Source organism: Sphaerospermopsis torques-reginae ITEP-024 (assembly GCF_019598945.1).
Classification (GTDB): domain Bacteria; phylum Cyanobacteriota; class Cyanobacteriia; order Cyanobacteriales; family Nostocaceae; genus Sphaerospermopsis.
The window spans coordinates 2,277,452-2,294,734 of sequence record NZ_CP080598.1; the positions used below are offsets into that span (position 1 = coordinate 2,277,452).

The following is a 17,283-nucleotide window of genomic DNA, read 5'->3' on the forward strand; positions in this document are numbered from 1 at the left end:
ACTGGGAATTAATTCCCAGTCGGGTTATCGGTTTTACTACTTACGATAAAACCAACTCTCCCCACCTGGTAACTCTATTAAAACTTCCGCTATAACTTTCGGTAAACTTTTTGCAGAATATTCATAAGTCAAACTTAAAAATTGACAACATTTTGCTATCAACTCCGTTTTATCAATCATTTCCTCTAATTGAAATTGATTATATGCACCATTTAAAACCTCATCACTAGCATCAGCAATAGCTTTTTCTATAACTTCCTCTAAAATTAAATCTTCCCACTCATCAACATTAATATAATATGATTTTTTATTTTCCTTCAAGTTGATATCTTGAATTCCTACCACTGCATTTCTAATAGAAGCTGCCCAAGAATTAGTTAGCCGTTGTTCAATTTGATTTTTAATTAGATGTATTAGTAAAATATTTAAAAAAGACTTTATTTGTTGTATAATTGCTTTTTTACTCATCCCCTCCAACTCATCCACAATAGCTAAAGCATCGGTATAACGTTGTTCTAAGATACAACTTCTGAGGTCTATTAATTCCTGTGTCATCTTTGTATTAACCTCACAAACTCAGTTTATTGATCATTGTATCACTATTTTTATTCTATCGTTAACTGTCATGATTCAGCAATTATTTTCGCATTCAAGAAAGTAAAAATCCTATCCAGTTCTAATATTTCTGCTAACTCAGCCTCTTCACTTGCAGTTAGCATTTCCGCCTTCTTTCTCTCAGAAAGTTCTTCCAGTCGAGATTGCAATTCTGAGCTAAACTTAAACAAATTCAAATCTCTAACTTTTTTGATTTCAATTCCCGACTCTACCCAGGATGAGGGTTGAATCATCACTTGAGTAATCATAGACTTATTTGATCTCTTGTAATAACATTCATATTATCACATATTAAATATGTAATAAATAAAATTACCATCCATAACCTAACATAAAAATTATAAATCAACCTTTGCGCCTTTGCCCCTTAGCGCCTTTGCGCGAAATAAAATAAATAATACACTTAAAAACCTCTCTTCCTCTCTGCGCCTCTGCGCCTCTGCGTGAGAAAAAAACTACCTCATAACTACTTGAAAAAAACCACATAAACAGCTACCCTGCATTAGCATCAAAAATATCATCCCCAAAACCATGAACACCCCAAAAATACCCCCCTACACCTGGAAACGCCCCGTCGGTTTAGGATGGGAAAAACCCTACACCGTCCGCTATCCTAGCAACCTCGACGATGGACCATTTCACGGAATGCCATTAGGTGGTTTTGGTGCAGGTTGTATCGGCCGTTCCTCTCGCGGAGATTTCAATTTATGGCACATTGACGGTGGAGAACATACATTTAAAAATGTCCCCGCTTGTCAATTTAGCATCTTTACATCAGGCCAAACCTACGCATTATCCACCCAACCCCCAGAAGATAACACATTACAAACTTGGCAATTTTACCCAACATCAACCACAACCCAAACAACAGGAACTTATCATGCACTTTATCCCCGCAGTTGGTTTGTATATGAAAACGTTTTTCCAGTACAATTAACCTGTGAACAATTTTCACCAATTTGGGCTAATAATTATCAAGAAACCAGTTATCCAGTAGCGGTTTTTTTATGGAAAGCACACAACCCAACTAACCAACCAATTACTGTTAGCATTATGCTAACTTGGGAAAATATGACCGGTTGGTTTACCAATGCTGCAAAATCTCCCGAAGTGAAAATTAGAGACGATGGTAGTCCCGTTTATGAATATCAACCAAAATGGGGAGAAAGTAAAAACAACTATAATTGGTTAGCAGAAGATGATAAATATTTAGGTTGTGTTTTAGGTCGAGTTACTAATAACGAAACTCCCCAAGAAGGTGATGGAACTTGGTGTATTGCTACCGTAAAAAACTCCAAAGTTGAATTATTTTATCATTCCCGTTTTAACACTGTCGGTAATGGTGAGGAAGTTTGGCAGACTTTTAGTAAAGATGGTTCTTTAACTAATTATTTAGATGAAACTCCCGCAGATGAAAACACTCGTTTAGGTGCTGCTGTTGCGGTGCGTTTCACTTTGCAACCAGGGGAAACTTTAGAAGTTCCTTTTGTGTTAAGTTGGGATTTTCCAGTTACAGAGTTTGCAGAAGGTGTAAACTATTATCGCAGATATACAGACTTCTTTGGTTGTAGTGGTGATAACGCTTGGCAAATTGCCACCCATGCACTGAAAGAATATCATGACTGGCGATCGCAAATCCAAACCTGGCAACAACCAATTTTAGACCGAGAAGACTTACCCGACTGGTTGAAAATGTCCCTATTTAACGAACTCTACGACTTAACCAGTGGGGGTACTCTCTGGAGTGCAGCAACGGAAAAAGACCCCATCGGCCAATTTGCGGTGTTAGAATGTTTAGATTACCGTTGGTATGAAAGTTTAGACGTGCGGTTATACGGTTCTTTCGGGTTATTAATGTTATTCCCCGAACTAGAAAAAGCCGTAATACGTGCCTTTGCTAGAGCAATTCCCCAAAGTGATGATAGAACTAGAATTATCGGTTATTATCTCACTATCAACGCTGAAAGTCCCCAAGCTATACGTAAGGTAGCAGGTGCTACACCTCACGACTTAGGCGCACCCAATGAGTGGGTATGGGAAAAAACTAATTATACTGCTTATCAAGATTGCAATTTGTGGAAAGATTTGGGTTGTGATTTTGTATTGCAAGTATACCGCGATTTTTTGTTTACAGGTGGGGATGATATTGAGTTTTTAGCAGAATGTTGGGATGCAATTGTGCAAACTCTCGATTATGTGAAAAAATTTGATTTAGATGGAGATGGTATACCAGAAAATTCTGGCGCTCCTGATCAAACTTTTGATGATTGGCGGTTAAATGGTGTTAGTGCTTATTGTGGTGGTTTGTGGTTAGCAGCTTTGGAAAGTGCGATCGCCATTTGTGATATTCTCAAAGATCATAAAAACACAATTTCGCAAAAATCAATCTATCAAACTTGGTTAAATCAATCAAAACCAATTTATCAAGAAAAGCTTTGGAATGGTAAATATTACCGTTTGGATAGTGAAAGTGGTTCTAATGTGGTGATGGCTGATCAGTTATGTGGGCAATTCTACGCTCGTTTACTCAATTTACCAGATATTGTACCCACTGATAACGCCCTTTCTTCTCTCACAACTATATATAATGCTTGTTTTTTAAAGTTCCAAAATGGAAAATTTGGCGCTGCAAACGGTGTTCTTCCCGATGGTTCACCGGAAAACCCCAACGCTACCCATCCCCTAGAAGTTTGGACAGGTATTAATTTTGGTTTAGCTGCATTTTTGCTACAGATGGGAATGAAAAATGAAGGTTTGCGTATAACTGAAGCGGTGGTTAAACAAGTTTATGAAAACGGTTTACAGTTCCGCACCCCGGAAGCTATTACCGCAGCAGGTACTTTTCGCGCTAGTACATATCTGCGTCCAATGGCTATCTGGGCAGTGTATCTTTGTTTTAAATAATGTATAAGAGGGAATTGGGAATAGGTGACAGGTGACAGTAAGAAGATCATAGGAATTGAGAAAGAAGAAGGAAGAATTTATTTCCCTCCCCATCACCCCACCTCCCCATATCCTTTGGTAACATTTCGCTCAAGCACTTATTCAGAACTTTACGTAAAAATTTTAGATTTTTTTAAGATTTGTCGTAAATAAACATCTTTTATAGTTAAAAAATGTATCAGCAGAAATGTGATTTTATTTTCTGGTTATTTCCGGAATGCTGAGAAAAAAACAGTAATAGTAATAGTTGAAAGTTCTCAACCCCTATACCCATGTTTGAAAATACGCCCTGAACACCTGTTTCATCAAAGAAAGCCTATAAATGATACAATTTGTTATCAGAATGCGGGCATTTTTGTACAAAAGAATATATAAATACGAATACTTCAAAATTAACTTTGAAGCATCCAAAAACCACTTAAAACTTATCTCCAGGAACATGGAAAAAATGAACATTCAATATAAAAACCGTAAAACCTACCTCACCCTGATAGAATTAGTTGACATCCAGAATATAAAAGTTACTCCAATGTCAGATGCAATGAGGTTTTGCGGTTAATTGTGTTGTTTAACGTTGACTGAAAACCAGCCAGATAGTACAAAATTTAGTACAAAACAAAATCTAGGTCTATGTAGGGTCAGCAAAAGCAGCAGCAACGATTTTGATTGTTTCAGGTTCACAACCAACAGCACCGTTACTCATAGAAAAGAGTTCCAGTGCTAGGGATTTATATTATAGCTCTTTAGTTTCTGATTGGCAAGTAAAAACCAATGTGAATTACTGCCCAAATCTCAAAATTTGTATATCACCAAATTCACCTACTGAATTACATAAGTATCAATTTTTCAGAATCTCTAAAACACAAACTCATCATAATTAACGATTTACATTTACACATAATAAAATTGACATGATAATTTTTCTCCCTAGCAACTTAGTTACTTGACTTCACAAAAACTCAAAATTTTCTGGCAATAAATTCACAATTCTCTTGTGACGCTTAATTTATATTGAGCGGTTTAATTATATGATTAAATGCAGGTTTAATCTATTACTTTTTCTCTTAACACACCCGCTTATGGGTGTTTTTTTATGTGTAACTTTGTGTGATAAAGACATTAAATATAGTATATCATAAAATAGTATCAATAACAACTTAATTTTTAGAAGATCGGACTTATTGATATACAATTATTACTATGTATTTACCAGCCGCAATTAAGAATAAGTGTAGCCCTAATGATTCTCCCATCAGACCTAAAAGAAAAACATATAACAATATATAATCACTAAACTTCTAGAGTGAAATTTATGAAAAATCAGGTATTTGTTTTTGAGAAAATTCTCTAGAATGCTTTATTCATAAAGGTTTTTGAATTTAGTTAATAGTAATAATTGGCAGAAAATTCAAGATAATCAACTTTGATAACCTCATAAAATGAGGGGTGTTACCCCCCATTTTTTGGACAAAAATGGGACAAAAGTGAAAGTTGCACATTGCCTAAATGAACATTCTGAGATATTCAGTAAATTTAACTTATAAGACTGCCAAAGTGGCAGATGACATTAGCGAAAAAAAATAGTATAAATACGAATGTAGCTTTTAAGAAGGCAATATGAATGATCTTCTTGGCTGACTAGAAAATTATGAAACTTTACTGAAAAGACTTAATAATTTTCGGCGGCTAGTTATACAATAATATTCAGGGAACATCTATTGAATTACAGCTTGTGGAATTTTTAGAAGACACAACTGCATCTACTAAACCCGCTGAATTACAGAAAGATGGTAAATTTTATTCTTTCTTTCACGAGTCAGCAAAAATCACAGAACACAAGTAACCAATAGCAGTTGCTTTCACCAGCAACCAAAGCGACGAGGTTACAAAACTGTACAACAGGGTCAATACAGCAAAGCAGCAAACAGACTTGATTAAAAACAGTCAGGTTTTCAATCACAGGTCAGGTCATGAAACAAATCATCAGGTCAAATGCAGTCGAAACACTAAGCCCACGACGTAATTTAGGGATACAACGCTCTGATTTACATTTTCGTCAGGCATCCGGGGAAAGTCTCGTACTTTCACCAACGGTAAATTTATCAGTCCTACCCCAAAGTAGTGACGTATTAATTAAAAATAAAAGCAACAAGTCAACATCTTGGGAGAATAAAGCACTTTCAGCCTTTGTTGATGTAGTTTGGGAGAAGAAATTAGATTTTTTACCCAGAGTTGTGGTGTGGGAGTGTATAGGCAAGATAGCACAAGTCAGTAACATCCCAGGAAAGCAAATCACAACGCAAATCACAACTTTAATAACTAAGACATTGGGGAAGATGAAAGCTAGATCAGAACAAGCAACCCCAAGCAGCTTAGTTTTGAAAGTTAGTTTATGGAAGTTGCTCCCAAACCTACAGACAACCAACCAGTTAGCAGTAAAAATTGCCAAAACTAAAACTTTGCTTCACAGTATCTGGATGCAGCGAACACAACAGAGCAGTTTTAGGAATAGCTTTTTTGCTCTTAATTACGGGAACTGCTGAGAAGTTGTAAAATTTCTGGATGTGCCTGTGGAAAAGGTGAATCTATATTTTTCAACATTTGCTACTGGTCTATTACCAATATATTCCTGTAATTAATTCAACAACTGTTTCACAAATAGTCATCAACCAAACCAAAATTACTGGGTGAAGGTACGCATAGGGAAGAATATCACTTCCTGCGATCAACTGGTAAATGTTGGTGTGGTGAACTGATATTGCAGTTTGTGTATTGCAGTTTGTGTATTGCAGTTGTAAATAGCACTTGACAATAAAACACGAAGAAACTCGACAATTTACCTCATTGAAATAAAACTCAAACGTACTATGAATCAAGACATTTCTGGAAATAGTGGACTCCCTGACAAAAAAATCAATCCCGAACAGTTTGACCAAGTAATAGAAGCAATTCTCGCTGGTAAGTATTCTTGGGCTTGTGTGTTAATGTTGCGGTTTGTTGGTTACAATCCTTTGCATTACATTCCTTACCGTACTTATAACCGACTACTCAAAGAAAACTCTCGCAATAGTCGCTCAAACCCTCAACAGAATGAAAATTTGAAAATTGCTCCATCACCAACAGAGAAAAGGTCAGAGAGTCATTTAACACCTAGCAGCTTGAGCAAAAAAATTAAAGATTTAGCTTATTTAGAAGTTGGGGGTAAGCAAAAAGCAGAAGTCCGTAATAGCCACAGGGAGAAGAAACCGGCATAACCAACAATCATGATAGTTGATAACTTCATAACCAAAGTTCAAGGAGTCAGGAGCTATTTATTTTGGATTTTGGATTTTGGATTTTGGATTGTTTTTGTCAACTCCAATCTAAAATCTAAAATCTAAAATCTAAAATCTAAAATTTTTCTCCCCAGTCCCCTATTACCTGTTGTTGGGAAATATGGCTAAATCGGTTTCTGGATCAAAAAAGTGGAGTTTTTCAGAAACTAATGATAACCAAAGTTGCTCACCAAAACTGATAAATCTATCTGGAGGAACTCGTACTTGTAAAGTTTGACCATCTGTATTTGGTAAATCAGGGTCATATATTCTTACAGCAAGAAAACTATCGTTTCCTAAATTCTCTACTAAATCTACTTTAACTGGTAAATTTTTGGTAGCTGGTACACTTAACATTAAGTGTTCTGGACGAATACCTAAAATTACAGTTTGTCCATCGTATTTTTGTAATGCTTTTCCCCATACATCTGGGAGGGTAAAGCGAAAATTAGCATGGGTAATTAATAAAGGTGCATGAAATTCTACCGGAATAAAATTCATTGGTGGTGAACCAATAAATTCAGCTACAAAGCGGTTAGCAGGATAATTATATAGTTCTAAAGGAGGGGCAACTTGTTGAATTTGTCCACCAGACATGATGGCAATGCGATCGCCCATTGTCATAGCTTCAGTTTGATCATGGGTTACATAAATCGTTGTTGTTCCCAACTGACGCTGTAATTTAACAATTTGGGCGCGAGTTTCTGCCCGTAATTTAGCATCTAAGTTAGATAATGGTTCATCCATTAAAAATACTTGAGGATTCCGAGCGATCGCTCTTCCTAATGCTACCCTTTGTCTTTGTCCTCCAGATAACTGTTTAGGTAGGCGATTTAATAAATTTTCAATTTGTAATAATTGGGCAACATTTAAAACTTGTTGTTCTATATTTCTTTCTTTTGGAGAAAGATAACGCAGTCCTTTAGGTAGTTTTTTAGTCACTCCCACCAATAAATTTTCTCCCCATGTACGAAAATCAGGGGTAGAAATTGTTTCACCATTTCCCAAACGACGACGTAACCCAAAAGCGATGTTGTCATAAACACTCATGTGGGGATAGAGGGCGTAATTTTGAAACACCATTGCAATGTCTCGCGCTTTCGGGGGTAAATCATTAACTAAGCGATCGGCCACCCAAATATTACCCCCAGTCATCACCTCTAACCCTGCTATTAACCGCAGCAAGGTACTTTTACCACAACCAGAAGGTCCCACCAGCACCATAAACTCACCATCAGCGATGGTTAAATTAATGCGTCGCAGGACATTAATACTATTATCTGCACCTTCTTTTTCTGGTGATGACTGTTGTGTCGTCACACTTTCCCCCTTCCGGGGAGGGAAACTTTTATAAACGTTTTCTAATACAACTTGTGCCACAGTTCTCAGGTAATTGGTAATGGGTAATTGGTAATGGGTAATTGGTAATTGGTAATTGGTAATACAATTTTGGATTTTGGATTTTGGATTTTGGATTTTGGATTGTTTTTGTCAATTCCAATCTAAAATCTAAAATCTAAAATTTTCGTCACCAGTCCCCAGTCCCCAATCACCTTTACGCCAAGTGCATAAAAATCATTTTTAACAACTCAGCACGAGTAAAAGGTTTAGTTAAATAACCAGAAGCTCCTACCATTCTTGCTTTCACCTTATCAACAATTCCCTTACTACCGGTCACAAAAATAATGGGAATTTCCTTAAACATGGAATTATTGCGAATAATTCGGCATAACTCATAACCGTCAATTCCCGCCATATTCAGATCCAATAAAATCAAATCAGGTTTATGTCTAATAATAGACATCACTGCTTTAATGGGATCGTTAATTGTCACTACAGCAACATTTTCGTCTTGCAAACAACGGCTGATTTCTTTGAGAATGGTGGGACTATCATCTACAGAAATAATTTTGTAAGGCTTTTTAGCGGTTATGGTAGCAGCGGTTACATTTTCCCCATCAGTTGGTATGTTATTGGATATGGTTGATAGTCCAAGTTTTTCTTTTGGTAGAGCAGAAACTTGAACTAAAGATCCTGCTCCTGAAATAGTATCAGGTGAAATAGTATCAGGAATAATATATGGTGATGCTTCTACCTGAAATGATTTTCCATTAATTCTGAGTGTGCTGTATTTAGGAGCGAATGAAAAATCTTCCAAGATTTTAGGCAATTTATCAAATGGAGGGTCTGGTTCATGTAAAATAATCGAACCCTGAAGGATATGCGGGTATAAAGTTCGAGCCAGTTCCACTTCATCGAGATTCATAATTACTGCCAAATGACGTAGGCTAAAACCCTTCATCCAGGTAGTGATATTTTGCTGTAATTCTGGTAATTGTTTGTCATAAAATTTACTGTTAATCAACAGGTATGGACGCTGATAGGGAGAAGAGATTTGAGGAGCGAAAGACTGCAAATTTTGCAACCGATTTTTGCAGCGTTCCATAATACTATCAACATCAAGTTTGCAAATTTTCGGTAGGCTATTAACTGTTGCTGTTAATTCAAACGTGCCTTCTCTAATCAGCAAAAATGATTCGATTACCTCTTTTACTAACTCTTGAATCAGTAATACAGCTTGGTGAGAGAGCAAATGTTTTTCATTCACCAACCAATAAATAGCTTGATATTCTGGCGGTTGGTGGTGATAATTATTACCAATTTCATGGAACTGAGTTTGCCAATCAGGTTCAAACGTCATGCGTAATTGCACACGAATATCATTAGTCAGTAGAGGATTTTGCTGACTTAGACGACGTATATGCCGTTCCAGTCTATCAAAGGGTTCTACTGAATTAGTGGCATAGATAATTTTGCCCTGATCTAAGTAGATTGACCATAACACTGAATTGTTTAAAACTTGTAAACAAGTAGTGTCAGAAGAATTGCTTAACTGTCTTAATAAACGTTCAGGAGATAGTTTCGTAAATGTGCCAGTATTATTCATATTTTTACAGTTTTTAAAGAAAAATTGCTTTACTATTGATTGAGTCTGGAGCAATAATGAATTTCTGGATTAAGTGAAATATGTCTCAATACTGCTCGGTTAAGGAATGGGAATTAGTAAGTTGATTTGGGTCAAAGCTAAAGGGTTTTCTCCCGGAAATTTTTTTCATATTTCTCTATCAACCAACTAATTGATGATGAAACATCATAAATCTACCTCCAGCTATATCAATTACTCCTCCGTGAGTTACATAATAATACTAGACTGTCAAATATTTTCCTATTGTCCAGAAGAGTAAAACTTTTTGTTCTCATTATTACAGGGTACACATTTTTCCATTGCGGTAGTAACTATGTTTTCTGATGAGTTGATAATTAGCAAATTTTCTACATAAAATCTTTAAATTTTTATTTCTTAGAAATGTATATAGTGAATATTATATTCTTAATGATTTGGATATAAATGATAGATAGGATATCTACCCAAAAATAACGTTTGTCACCCTGATTAATTGGCTTTAACTAAAGTATATGGTGATTCAAATTTCCTGAAATAAAGAATTTTATCAGAATAATTTGCATAGATGAATTTCATGGATCTACCGCCAAATACCATACTTGTAGTCGTACTAGTCTGGGAGACTATATACTTTGAGGAAAGGAAAGTAACGCTTTGGACTATAACATAACACAAAAGGTTATGCTGGATACATTAAAACTAGATGAAATTGTAGAATTTGCAGAAAACCCAGAACCACGTTGTCCGTGCGTGCTATTGCTAGACACATCTGGATCTATGCAAGGAGAAAGGATTGAGGCTTTAAATCAAGGTCTACTGAGTTTTAAGGATGAGCTAGTAAAAAATTCATTAGCAGCTAGAAGGGTAGAAGTAGCAATTGTTACTTTTGATAGTCATGTTAATATCGTGCAGGACTTTGTAACCGCAGATCAATTCAACCCACCTATTCTAACAGCCCAAGGACTAACGACAATGGGGGCGGGAATTAATAAATCGTTAGAAATAATTCAAGAACGCAAATCTCAGTATCGTGCCAATGGCATTGCTTACTACCGTCCTTGGGTATTTATGATTACAGATGGTGAGCCACAAGGTGAGCTAGATGATGTTATAGAACAAGCAGTACAGAGGCTGCAAGGAGATGAAGCGAATAAACGAGTTGCCTTTTTTACTGTAGGAGTAGAAAATGCTAACATGAACCGTTTGAGTCAAATAGCTGTGCGTACTCCCTTGAAGCTTAAAGGCTTAAACTTTATTGAAATGTTTGTTTGGCTGTCAGCAAGTATGTCAGCGGTTTCCCATTCCAAAGTAGACGAGCAAGTAGCACTACCACCAATCGGTTGGGGGTCTGTTTAATAGTTATCAGTTATCAGTTAGCAGTTATAGCAACAACTCAGGTGGTAGTTCACGAACTGATAGCGCAGCATGGCGTAAGCCATTGACAAAACTAATATACAAGCAGACTTTCCACTCTGTCACCTGTCACCTGTCACCTGTCACCTATCACCTGTCACCTGCTATAGCTGTGAGAAAAAATTTATGAACACACCAAAACAGATTCCTCAATGGCGGATAGTAGCCGCTTCGGTATGTGGGACTAGCCACATTAAAAACCAGCAGTTATGTCAGGATGCTCACCATTGGCAGATATTGCCAAATAATGTCTTAGTGACAGCAGCAGCAGATGGGGCTGGTTCAGCAATTTTGGGAAAAGTGGGAGCGATGATTGCTGTAGAAACAGCAATAGAACATATCTCAAATTGCGAAATTACTCACAGCACCTTTACTGAGGATACTCTTTTGCGTAATTTGTTAACTGATGCCATGTTAGCTGCTAAAAAAGCAGTAGAAGATGAGGCAGTGGCCTGCAAACATCAGTCATCAGATTTAGCAACTACCTTAATTATTGCGATCGCCACACCAAAAGTTGCAGCAGTAGCCCAAATCGGTGATGGTTTAGCTGTAGCCAAGGATAGTACAGGTAACTTACAGGCGCTGACAATCCCTAACAGGGGTGAATACATTAACGAAACCACATTTTTGACTTCACCTGATGCCTTAACTACAACCCAGATAAAAATTTTGCGTCAGCACATAGTTAATATCGGCGTTCTCACTGATGGACTACAAATGCTGGCTTTGAATATGCTTGTTGGTGAACCCCACAAACCATTCTTTTTTCCTTTGTTTGACTTTGTAGCCAATGCTGAAGATAAGGTTGTTGCCAAAGAGCAACTAGTTAAATTTTTATGTTCTGAAAGAATTACTAATCGCACAGATGATGATTTGACTCTGATCATCGCAGCACTAAGCAATTCATAAACAATGTTTATTGGGTAGGGTTGATAGTCCAGACTGTCAGTTTCAGGTTCAGCGTTTTTTAAATTCCTCATTCCGTATTGACGACCGATTAGGTCGTCTGTACTTCAATCCCCAGTCGCTTTCCATAACCACTGTTAACAGTCATTTCACTATGCAGGTACTTCGTTCTCTTGGGCAGCAAGAAATTCTCAATCTCACGGTCAATTTGGGACGTGGGGGTGAAGCTTGTGTCTACGCCGTGCCATCAGATGAAAATTTAGTGGCCAAAATTTATCACAAGCCCATTCTGACCCATGCTCACAAACTTCAGGCCATGATTGCCAACCCCCCAGAAAATCCAACAGCTAATTTGGGGCATATTTCTATTGCTTGGCCACAGGAGTTGTTAGAAGCTGAGGATGGTAGTGGTAGTATCGTCGGCTTTTTAATGCCCCGGATTCGGGGGATGCGTCCGATCATGGACTTTTATCATCCGGGAACCCGTCGCCTAAATTGTCCTTTATTTAATTATCAGTATTTACTTAGGACTGCTCGTAATTTGGCCGCAGCTTTTGCAGCTTTACACGCGAGTCAGTATTGCATTGGTGATGTTAATGAGTCAAATATTTTAGTTAGTGATACTGCCTTAGTGACTTTGGTAGATACAGACTCATTTCAAGTTCGTGATCCAGCGCAAAATATTGTTTATCGTTGTGCAGTCGGTAAACCAGAGTATACCCCCCCAGAGCTACAGAATAAAACTTTTGCTGACTATGATCGGGAAATTTACCATGATTTATTTGGGTTAGGGGTGCTGATATTTCAATTATTAATGGAAGGTACTCACCCATTTTCAGGGATTTTTCAAGGTCAGTTTGATCCACCAACTTACGAAGTCCGAATCGTTGCTGGTCATTTTACTTATAGTCAAAACCAACAAGTTCCCTATTTGCCTACCCCCATAGCACCTGCTTGGGAAATGCTCGCTCCCGGTTTACGGGATTTGTTTGTGCGTTGTTTTGAGGATGGGCATCACAACCCTCACTTGCGTCCTACTGCTCAAACCTGGTTGTCAGTTTTAACCTCCGCGGAAGAGAGTCTTGTCACTTGTACTGCTAACCTTCAGCATCGCTACCATAATCATCTTGACAAGTGTCCTTGGTGTGAACGTGCGGCGCGTTTAGGTGGACGTGATCCTTTTCCATCACTGGAGGCGATCGCTTCTAAAGAACATCTTCAACCCCGCCGCCAATCTAGAAAGCGCCATACACAAAATAATCGTGTACGCAGACCAGTTATTTCCGCATCACCGCTACATCCTTGGCAACCATTATTTAGCCAAAACTTTTCTAGTTATCAACTTCTCAAGACTACTCAAAAGTCAAGGTTTTATACCATTATGTTTAGCCTGTTAGGTTTGGGTTTATTGGGGTATTTGGACTTAATGATTAAATTTACTCGTCCTTTTGTTTCCCAAAATCCTTACACTCAACAAAGCTTGATTTCTCGCCAAGATAATCATCGTCCTCAAGAGGAAAATCTTTCTTATTTAGATTACTATGAACGTGGTAATGCTGCTTATCAAAAACAAAACTATGAGCAAGCAATTGAAAATTTTACTCAAGCTATCAAAAAAAATCCTAATTTTTCTAAATTATATATCAATAGGGGTAATTCTCGCTACAATCTGAATGATTATGAAGGAGCATTGGCAGACTATAACCAAGCTATAAAAATTAATCCCCAGGAAGTCAAAGCATTTGTAAATCGTGGCAATGTCTACTATATGCTGGCCGAGTATAGTAATGATCCTGACCAAGAGTATCAGAAAGCTATCCAAAACTTTAATCAAGCTATCAATATTAATGAACGTGACACGGAAGCTTATATTAGACGGGGTATTGTTCGTTCTCAAATAGCTAAATATAGCAATGATTTTCAACAAGAATATCAAAAATCAATTGCTGATTTTACAGAGGCAATTCAACTGAATGCTTCCCAAGCAGAAGCTTATTTTCAGAGAGGTCTGGCTCGTTATCAATTTGCCCAATATAGCAGTAATTATGATCAAGAATACAATCAGGCGATCGCAGATTTTAATCAAGCATTAAATATTAATCCCCAGATGGCTAAAGTTTACCTCAAACGGGGAATGGTTTATTATGAATTAGCTCAATACGGGGAAAGTCAAGTTGAAGAAAATCATGCACAAGCCATTGAAGATTTAGAAAAATCTGCTCAAATTTACCTGGAACAAGAGGACATGGATAACTATCAGCAAGCCCTGAGTAACATTTGCGTAATGGTAGCTAAAAAATGTGATGCTTTATTCCAAAGCTCAATTATTTTTGACCCAATTGATCGCTAAAATTTTCTTCCAAAATAAGAGATTTTTACTCCTGACTCCTAACTCCTGTAGGGGTTTAAGTAGCTAATCAGAAAAACACCAAATTATGTAAACAAAGATTAATAAGCTTCAAATCTTCTTCCCTCCTACCTACTTAGCACTGCTAAACCCCTACAGACTCCTGACTTTTGTGATACTAGCATTTTTTTGTTTCTTCAGAAGAAATCATACTTCTGGAGGTAGGCAATGTTTGATGCTAGTTATTTTATATTAGTTGATTTTTGTGATTGTATAAAACTAAAATTTTCTTACTGTAATTCATGATTTTTTTACATATAAATTGTTTTAAATTTACTTTTTCTTCATAATTATTCAGCATTTTACAGTTAAATTAATTCTAGATTCTTTCTAGGGAAAAAATATAAAAATTCGTAAGGATTCAAATTCCAGAACCAGAATTGTAGATGTGTTGCGGCTAATACGCTCAAAATCATGAATCTTGAATTCTTACAGAAGTTCATTGTTTCTCTATTTCCTGTGCATCCTCTTCATCCCGAAATCAAATCATCACCTATTGGCAAATTTTTGAGGTAAATTGCATGAAAGCAGTAATTTTGGCTGGGGGTCTTGGTACACGCCTCAGTGAAGAAACCAGTATCAGACCTAAGCCAATGGTTGAGATTGGAGGTAAGCCGATTCTTTGGCATATCATGAAGATATATTCGGCTCATGGTATTAATGACTTTATCATTTGTTGCGGATACAAAGGTTACATCATCAAGGAATATTTTGCTAACTATTTCTTACATATGTCCGATGTAACTTTTGACATGAGATTTAACCAGATGAGTATTCATTCTGGATATGCTGAACCTTGGCGTGTTACCTTGGTCAATACAGGTGATAATACCATGACTGGTGGACGTTTAAGAAAAGTGAGAGAACACATTGGTAATGACACTTTTTGCTTTACCTATGGTGATGGTGTCAGTGATATAAATATCACCGAATTAATCAAATTTCATAAAGAACAAAAAAGTTTAGCTACACTGAGTGCAGTCCAACCAGCAGGACGTTTTGGAGCAATTTCTTTAGGACAAGAACAAACTAAAATTACCAGTTTTAAAGAAAAACCAGAAGGTGATGGCGCTTGGATAAACGGTGGTTATTTTGTTCTTGAACCAGAAGTAATTAATTTTATTGCTGATGACTCCACAGTTTGGGAGAAAGAACCATTAGAAAAGTTAGCAGAAATGGAACAATTATCAGCTTTCAAACATGATGGCTTTTGGCAACCAATGGATACTTTAAGAGATAAACAATATTTAGAGGAGCTATGGAAAAGTGGTAAAGCTCCTTGGAAAGTTTGGGAATAGTAAGTTGGGATTTTAGATTTTGGATTTTGGATTTTGGATTTTAGATTGAGGAACAATTCATTATGTATGATTTTGCCATTATTGGCGGTGGAATAGTGGGACTATCTACAGCGATGGCTTTAGGTTCACGCTATCCTGATGCCCGGATTTTAGTATTAGAAAAAGAAAGCCAATGGGCATTTCACCAAACCGGTAATAATAGCGGTGTAATCCATTCAGGAGTTTACTACAAACCAGGTAGTTTTAAAGCGAAATTTTGCCGTGACGGTAGTCGCTCAATGGTAGAATTTTGTCAAAAACATAATATTGATCATGACATTTGTGGTAAGGTAATTGTTGCCACTGATGATACAGAATTACCGGGTCTGGAAAAACTTTACCAAAGAGGTTTAGAAAACGGTATAGAAGTCAAAAGGATTAGTCCTGAAGAAGTCAGAGAAATTGAACCTCATGTCAGTTGTGTAGGTGCAATTAGAGTATTTTCTACAGGAATTGTTAATTACAAACAAGTTTGTTTAAAATACGCTGAACTGATAAACAATCAAGGGGGAGATTTACGCCTCAATACCAAAGTTATGGAAATCTCCCGGAGTGGTACAAATCATATATTAGAAACTAATCAGGGGAGTTTTGAAACAAAATTTGTGATTAATTGTGCCGGATTACATAGCGATCGCATTGCAAAATTAGGTAAAGCTAACCCTGAAGCTAAAATCGTTCCCTTCCGGGGCGAATATTACGAACTCACCCCCGAAAAACGCTATTTGGTCAAAACTCTCATTTATCCAGTTCCTAACCCAGAATTTCCCTTTTTAGGTGTGCATTTTACCCGCATGATTGATAACAGTGTTCATGCTGGTCCCAATGCAGTTTTAAGTTTAAAAAGAGAAGGTTACAAAAAAACCGATTTTGACTTAAAAGACTTTGCAGAAGTAATCACCTATCCTGGTTTTTGGAAACTAGCAGCAAAACACGCAGATGAAGGAATTAAAGAAATAATTCGCTCCTTTAGTAAAGCTGCTTTTGTGAGAAGTTTACAAAAACTCATTCCCGAAGTGCAAGCAGAAGATTTAGTCCCTACCCATGCAGGAGTTCGCGCTCAAGCATTAATGAACAATGGTTCTTTAGTTGATGATTTTTTAATCATTCAAGGTGAAAACTCTGTTCATGTTTGCAACGCTCCCTCACCCGCAGCTACATCTTCTTTAGAAATTGGTAAAGCAGTAGTTAACCAAATTCCAGAACAAGCTCATTTAAAAAGCTTAGTTGCTTAAAATCCAGATCAGGATTTTTGGAAAAATCATCTCAATTAACCCGCATTTTAGATTAACTTCTAGATTAACTTCTAGATTAGCTTCTAGATTAAATTGCGGTTAATTATTCATGCTCTAAATTCAGCAGAAAAAACATAATTTCACACCT

Annotated in this window: 12 protein-coding genes; 8 read left to right on the forward strand and 4 right to left on the reverse strand. The window is 36.9% G+C overall.

The genetic code is table 11. From position 1 onward, the window contains the following. Nucleotides 1–36 precede the first annotated feature (36 nt). Together K2F26_RS10695 and K2F26_RS10700 are read right to left on the reverse strand one after the other, a co-directional pair. Nucleotides 37–555, reverse strand: coding sequence for a DUF29 family protein (locus tag K2F26_RS10695; RefSeq protein ID WP_220611442.1), 519 nt, complete (start codon nt 553–555; stop codon nt 37–39). 68 nt (nt 556–623) lie between these two features. Next, entirely contained in the window at nt 624–863 is a 240-nt protein-coding gene (locus K2F26_RS10700) for a hypothetical protein (RefSeq protein WP_220611443.1), read from the reverse strand. A gap of 283 nt (nt 864–1,146) precedes the next feature. Here K2F26_RS10700 and K2F26_RS10705 point away from each other — a divergent pair, with 283 nt between their 5' ends. The 3 genes from K2F26_RS10705 (at nt 1,147) to K2F26_RS10715 (ending at nt 6,812) form a co-directional block, all read left to right on the forward strand. Continuing rightward, on the forward strand, nt 1,147–3,519 hold the full coding sequence (locus K2F26_RS10705) for a GH116 family glycosyl hydrolase (protein ID WP_220611444.1): 2,373 nt from the start codon (nt 1,147–1,149) through the stop codon (nt 3,517–3,519). A 2,009-nt stretch (nt 3,520–5,528) separates the two neighbouring features. Continuing rightward, nucleotides 5,529–6,101, forward strand: a complete 573-nt coding sequence (locus tag K2F26_RS10710) for a hypothetical protein (RefSeq protein WP_220611445.1) — start codon at nt 5,529–5,531, stop codon at nt 6,099–6,101. A gap of 324 nt (nt 6,102–6,425) precedes the next feature. Then, nucleotides 6,426–6,812, forward strand: a complete 387-nt coding sequence (locus tag K2F26_RS10715; protein ID WP_220611446.1) for a HetP family heterocyst commitment protein — start codon at nt 6,426–6,428, stop codon at nt 6,810–6,812. Nucleotides 6,813–6,974: 162 nt separating this feature from the next. Here K2F26_RS10715 and K2F26_RS10720 read toward each other — a convergent pair whose 3' ends face one another. Both K2F26_RS10720 and K2F26_RS10725 read right to left on the reverse strand, forming a co-directional pair. Then, nucleotides 6,975–8,252, reverse strand: coding sequence for an ABC transporter ATP-binding protein (locus K2F26_RS10720; protein ID WP_220611447.1), 1,278 nt, complete (start codon nt 8,250–8,252; stop codon nt 6,975–6,977). A 175-nt stretch (nt 8,253–8,427) separates the two neighbouring features. Further along, the gene (locus K2F26_RS10725; RefSeq protein ID WP_220611448.1) at nt 8,428–9,819 is read right to left on the reverse strand and encodes a response regulator; all 1,392 of its coding nucleotides are present in this window, start codon (nt 9,817–9,819) and stop codon (nt 8,428–8,430) included. A 699-nt stretch (nt 9,820–10,518) separates the two neighbouring features. Here K2F26_RS10725 and K2F26_RS10730 point away from each other — a divergent pair. The 5 genes from K2F26_RS10730 (at nt 10,519) to lhgO (ending at nt 17,135) form a co-directional block, all read left to right on the forward strand. After that, nucleotides 10,519–11,193 (forward strand): vWA domain-containing protein, encoded by a 675-nt coding sequence (locus K2F26_RS10730; protein WP_220611449.1) that lies wholly within the window; start codon nt 10,519–10,521, stop codon nt 11,191–11,193. Nucleotides 11,194–11,376: 183 nt separating this feature from the next. Next, nucleotides 11,377–12,159 (forward strand): PP2C family serine/threonine-protein phosphatase, encoded by a 783-nt coding sequence (locus K2F26_RS10735; RefSeq protein WP_220611450.1) that lies wholly within the window; start codon nt 11,377–11,379, stop codon nt 12,157–12,159. 151 nt (nt 12,160–12,310) lie between these two features. Further along, nucleotides 12,311–14,506 carry a tetratricopeptide repeat protein gene (locus K2F26_RS10740; RefSeq protein WP_220611451.1) on the forward strand — a complete coding sequence of 732 codons (2,196 nt, stop codon included), beginning with the start codon at nt 12,311–12,313 and terminating at the stop codon, nt 14,504–14,506. A 578-nt stretch (nt 14,507–15,084) separates the two neighbouring features. Beyond that, nucleotides 15,085–15,861, forward strand: coding sequence for a glucose-1-phosphate cytidylyltransferase (gene rfbF, locus K2F26_RS10745; protein ID WP_220611452.1), 777 nt, complete (start codon nt 15,085–15,087; stop codon nt 15,859–15,861). 62 nt (nt 15,862–15,923) lie between these two features. Beyond that, nucleotides 15,924–17,135: an L-2-hydroxyglutarate oxidase gene (gene lhgO, locus K2F26_RS10750; protein ID WP_220611453.1), complete on the forward strand. Its 1,212-nt coding sequence runs from the start codon at nt 15,924–15,926 to the stop codon at nt 17,133–17,135. Nucleotides 17,136–17,283: the final 148 nt, after the last annotated feature.

Bases quoted from the DNA above. Each gene is read 5' to 3' on its own strand.
- K2F26_RS10695 (WP_220611442.1), bottom strand. From the start codon at position 555: ATGACACAGGAATTAATAGACCTCAGAAGTTGTATCTTAGAACAACGT.
- K2F26_RS10700 (WP_220611443.1), bottom strand. From the start codon at position 863: ATGATTACTCAAGTGATGATTCAACCCTCATCCTGGGTAGAGTCGGGA.
- K2F26_RS10705 (WP_220611444.1), top strand. From the start codon at position 1,147: ATGAACACCCCAAAAATACCCCCCTACACCTGGAAACGCCCCGTCGGT.
- K2F26_RS10710 (WP_220611445.1), top strand. From the start codon at position 5,529: ATGAAACAAATCATCAGGTCAAATGCAGTCGAAACACTAAGCCCACGA.
- K2F26_RS10715 (WP_220611446.1), top strand. From the start codon at position 6,426: ATGAATCAAGACATTTCTGGAAATAGTGGACTCCCTGACAAAAAAATC.
- K2F26_RS10725 (WP_220611448.1), bottom strand. From the start codon at position 9,819: ATGAATAATACTGGCACATTTACGAAACTATCTCCTGAACGTTTATTA.
- K2F26_RS10730 (WP_220611449.1), top strand. From the start codon at position 10,519: ATGCTGGATACATTAAAACTAGATGAAATTGTAGAATTTGCAGAAAAC.
- K2F26_RS10735 (WP_220611450.1), top strand. From the start codon at position 11,377: ATGAACACACCAAAACAGATTCCTCAATGGCGGATAGTAGCCGCTTCG.
- K2F26_RS10740 (WP_220611451.1), top strand. From the start codon at position 12,311: ATGCAGGTACTTCGTTCTCTTGGGCAGCAAGAAATTCTCAATCTCACG.
- rfbF (WP_220611452.1), top strand. From the start codon at position 15,085: ATGAAAGCAGTAATTTTGGCTGGGGGTCTTGGTACACGCCTCAGTGAA.
- lhgO (WP_220611453.1), top strand. From the start codon at position 15,924: ATGTATGATTTTGCCATTATTGGCGGTGGAATAGTGGGACTATCTACA.